General features: G+C 74.0%; 3 protein-coding genes and 1 pseudogene. All 4 read right to left on the reverse strand.

Going from position 1 to position 3,538, the window contains the following annotated elements:
* On the reverse strand, positions 1-533 hold a 533-nt coding region (locus tag ND748_RS28120), incomplete at its 3' end, for a DUF58 domain-containing protein (RefSeq protein ID WP_308205751.1).
* 11 nt (positions 534-544) lie between these two features.
* The gene (locus tag ND748_RS28125; RefSeq protein ID WP_251749215.1) at positions 545-1,657 is read right to left on the reverse strand and encodes a MoxR family ATPase; all 1,113 of its coding nucleotides are present in this window, start codon (positions 1,655-1,657) and stop codon (positions 545-547) included.
* Positions 1,658-1,756: 99 nt separating this feature from the next.
* Positions 1,757-3,283: a phytoene desaturase family protein gene (crtI, locus tag ND748_RS28130; protein WP_251749216.1), complete on the reverse strand. Its 1,527-nt coding sequence runs from the start codon at positions 3,281-3,283 to the stop codon at positions 1,757-1,759.
* A 66-nt stretch (positions 3,284-3,349) separates the two neighbouring features.
* Positions 3,350-3,538 (reverse strand): annotated as a pseudogene (locus ND748_RS28135) (polyprenyl synthetase family protein); the annotation flags it as partial.

The following is a 3,538-nucleotide window of genomic DNA, read 5'->3' on the forward strand; positions in this document are numbered from 1 at the left end:
GGCCTGCGCTGCGGTCGGTCGTGCGCGGTGCGGGGCAGCGTGAGCAGGTCGCGCAGCAGTGCCCGCAGACCGTTGCGACCCGGCCGGGCCGGGATCGGCCTCGTCCCGGCCCGGGTGAGCGCCACCGCGCCCATCCGATTGCCGGTGCGGGCGGTGAGGAAACCGACCGCGGCGGTGGCGGCGACCGCGAGGTCTCGTTTCTCCCAGGCGCCGCTGCCGAACTCGCTGCTGGCGCTGAGGTCGACCAGGGCCCAGGTCTCCAGCTCCCGGTCGGCGATGAGGTCGTGGACGTGGGGGACGGTGGTGCGGGCGGTGACGGCCCAGTCCATCCGGCGCACGTCGTCGCCGACCGTGTACTCGCGGCTCTCCGCCTTCTCGCTGCCCTGGCCGGGCAGCAGCCCCAGGTGGTCGCCGAGCAGCATCCCGTCGAGGCGGCGCAGCACGGTCAGCTCCAGGCGGCGCAGCGTCCGTTCCACCGCCGGGTCGCTGCCCGGGGTGGCCGCGGCCGGCGTCGTCACAGCGGGCCTCGTCACAGCGGGCCTCGTCACAGCGGGCCGCGGTCGAGGTATTCGGGGAAGCCCGAGCGCGGGTTGGTGCCCCAGCCGCCGGTGTTCGGCCCGATGGGCCCGGTGGCGTAGGGGGCCTGCTGGCGCGGCGCCACCTGCGGCTGCTGGATGACCTCGAGGATGCGGGCGGCGATCGCGTCCGCGGTCAGCCCCTCGGCCAGCGCCTCGTAGGACAGCACCAGCCGGTGCGGCAGCACGTCCAGGGCGACGGCGACGACGTCGTCCGGCACCACGTAGTCGCGCCCGCGCAGCAGGCCGAGCGCCCTGGCGGCGGCGACCAGGCCGAGGGAGGCCCGCGGCGAGGCGCCGTAGGCGAGATGGCCGGCCAGTTCCGGCAGCCCGGCCTCGGCCGGCGCCCGGGTGGCGAGCACGAGGCGCACCGCGAACTCGATGATGGCGTGATGGACGAACACGCTGTCGGCCCGCGCCTGCAGCCGCTCCAACACCTTCGGGCCGAGGACGCGCTCGGGGACCGGCGGTGACACGCCCATTCGCCGGACGATCTCCAGCTCCTCGGCGGGGCTGGGATAGGGGACGTTGACCTTCATGAGGAACCGGTCGCGCTGGGCCTCGGGCAGCGGGTAGACACCCTCGGACTCGATCGGGTTCTGGGTGGCCAGCACCAGGAACGGCCGGGGTAGCCGGTGGGTGGCTCCGCCGAGCGAGACCTGCTTCTCCGACATGACCTCCAGCAGTGCCGACTGCACCTTCGCGGGCGCGCGGTTGATCTCGTCGGCCAGCACGAAGTTGGCGAAGACCGGCCCGAGCTCGACGTCGAACGCCTCCTGGCTGGCCCGGTAGATGCGGGCGCCCACGATGTCCGAGGGCACCAGGTCGTTGGTGAACTGGATCCGGACGAACGAGCCGCCGACCACGGTGGCCAGGGTCTGCACCGCCAGCGTCTTGGCCACTCCGGGCACGCCCTCGAGCAGGCAGTGCCCACGGGCGAGCAGCGCGACAAGCATGCGCTCGACCATGCGGTCCTGCCCGACGATCACTTTTTTGATCTCGAACAGGGCGCGCTCGAGCAGCGCCGCGTCCGAGGTGGTGTCCGGGGCGGCGAGGCCGGCCGGGCTATGCCCATCGTCCATGCCGGTATTCTCCCAGCCCCGGAGCGGAATGGGGCGCCAACGGACTCGGCACGGCTCGGTTGCAAGCGTCTTCTAAGCCCCTGTTCAGGAACTTTCGGTTCAGACCGGGGCGCCGGAGCGCAGCGCACGCGAGCGGTAACCGCGTTCGGCGCCGAGGATTCGCTCCGCCGCCAGCCGTCCCGAGATGAGCACCATCGGCACGCCGACGCCGGGCCGGGTGCCGCTGCCGGCGAACACCACGTTCGCCAGCCCCGGCGCCATGTTCGCCGGGCGGAACGGGCCGGTCTGGCGAAAGGTGTGGGCGGCGGCGAACGGCGCGCCCGCCGCCATTCCGCGGGCCCGCCAGTCGGCCGGGGTGGTCACCTGCTCCACCTCGATGGCGTCGCCGAACCCGGCGTAGCCGCGCCGTTCGCAGGTGGCGACGACCTCGTCGCGGTAGCGCGAGCGCAGCACCGACCAGTCCAGCGGCGCGGTGAGGTTCGGCGTCGGGAACAGCACGTAGTAGGCGTGCCCGCCGGCCGGCGCCATCGCCGGTTCGCTGCGCGACGGCGTGGTGACGAGGAAGGACGGGTCGCTCATCAGCTCACCGCGGTCGATGATCTCGGTGAAGGTCCGCCGCCAGGCCTGGCCGAAATGGATGCTGTGGTGCGCGGTGTGCGGGTACTCCACCCGCGCGCCGGCCAGCAGCAGGAAGCACGACGGCGAGTAGCGCAGGCGGCGCAACCGGGCCGGCGCCGCGGCCGGCGGCAGCAGGTCGGCGTAGGCGATCGGCAGGTCCGGGTTGAGGACCACCACGTCGGCGCCGATGCGCTCGCCGGCGGTGGTGTGCACCGCCACCGCCCGACCGCCGCGCACCTCCACCCGGCTTACCGTCGTCTCGTAGCGCACGGTCACGCCGTGCTTGACCGCCGCACCGGTCATCGCCTCGGCGACGGCGTGCATGCCGCCCGTCGGGTGGTACACCCCGGCGACGGAGTCCATGTACGAGATGACGGCGTAGAGGGCGAGCGCGTCCTGCGGGGCGAGCCCGGCGTACATCGCCTGGAAGGAGAACATCCGCCGGGTCCGCGGGTCGCGCAGGTGGCGGCCGACGACCGCGTCGAGCCGGCGGAAGCCACCCAGCGCCGCGAGCCGGGCGAGCTGTGGGCGCAGCAGCGACAGCGGCGAGTCCACCTGGGCGTCGATGAAGTGCCGGACCTGGGCCCGGAACATCGCCGTGACCAGGGTGACGAACCGCTCGAAGCCGGCGGCCTCCGCCGGGCCGCACAGTGCCCGGATCTCCGCCGCGGTGTCAGCCGGGTCGGCGCGCACGTCCAGCGACGAGCCGTCGGCGAAGAACCCCCGGTACATCGGGTCGAGCCGGGTCAGCGTCAGCCAGCGGTCGAGATCCTCCCCGACGCAGTCCAACGCGTCGGCGATCAGCTCGGGCATGGTCAGCACGGTCGGGCCGGTGTCGAAGCGGTAGCCGCCGAGGGTGAGCAGTCCCGCCCGCCCGCCGGGCACCGCCTCGCGCTCCAGCACCGTCACCCGCCGCCCGGCCCCCGCCAGGCGCAGCGCGGCCGACAGCCCCGCGAATCCCGCACCGACGATGACGACATGATCCGTCGGGCCCTCCACCGTGCGCATCCGGCACCCCCCTCTCCCCGCTCGTACGCTGGTCTTCCGTCGTACGCGTCTTCGCCGTCGTAGGCGTCACTGTGCCCGTGCGGTGGCCGCGGTCGCGAGCTCCACCAGTGCGCCGCGGGTGGTGTCGTCGAGGTCGGAGCGTTCCAGGACGGCCAGGGCCTGCGCGGTGCGGGCGGCGATCCGCTCCTCGGCCGCGCCCGGCGCGCCGCTGGCTGCGATCAGCTCGCGCGCCTGCTCCACCGCACCGGGCCGGGC

The sequence above is a fragment of the Frankia sp. AiPs1 genome, assembly GCF_023716945.1.
Classification (GTDB): domain Bacteria; phylum Actinomycetota; class Actinomycetes; order Frankiales; family Frankiaceae; genus Frankia.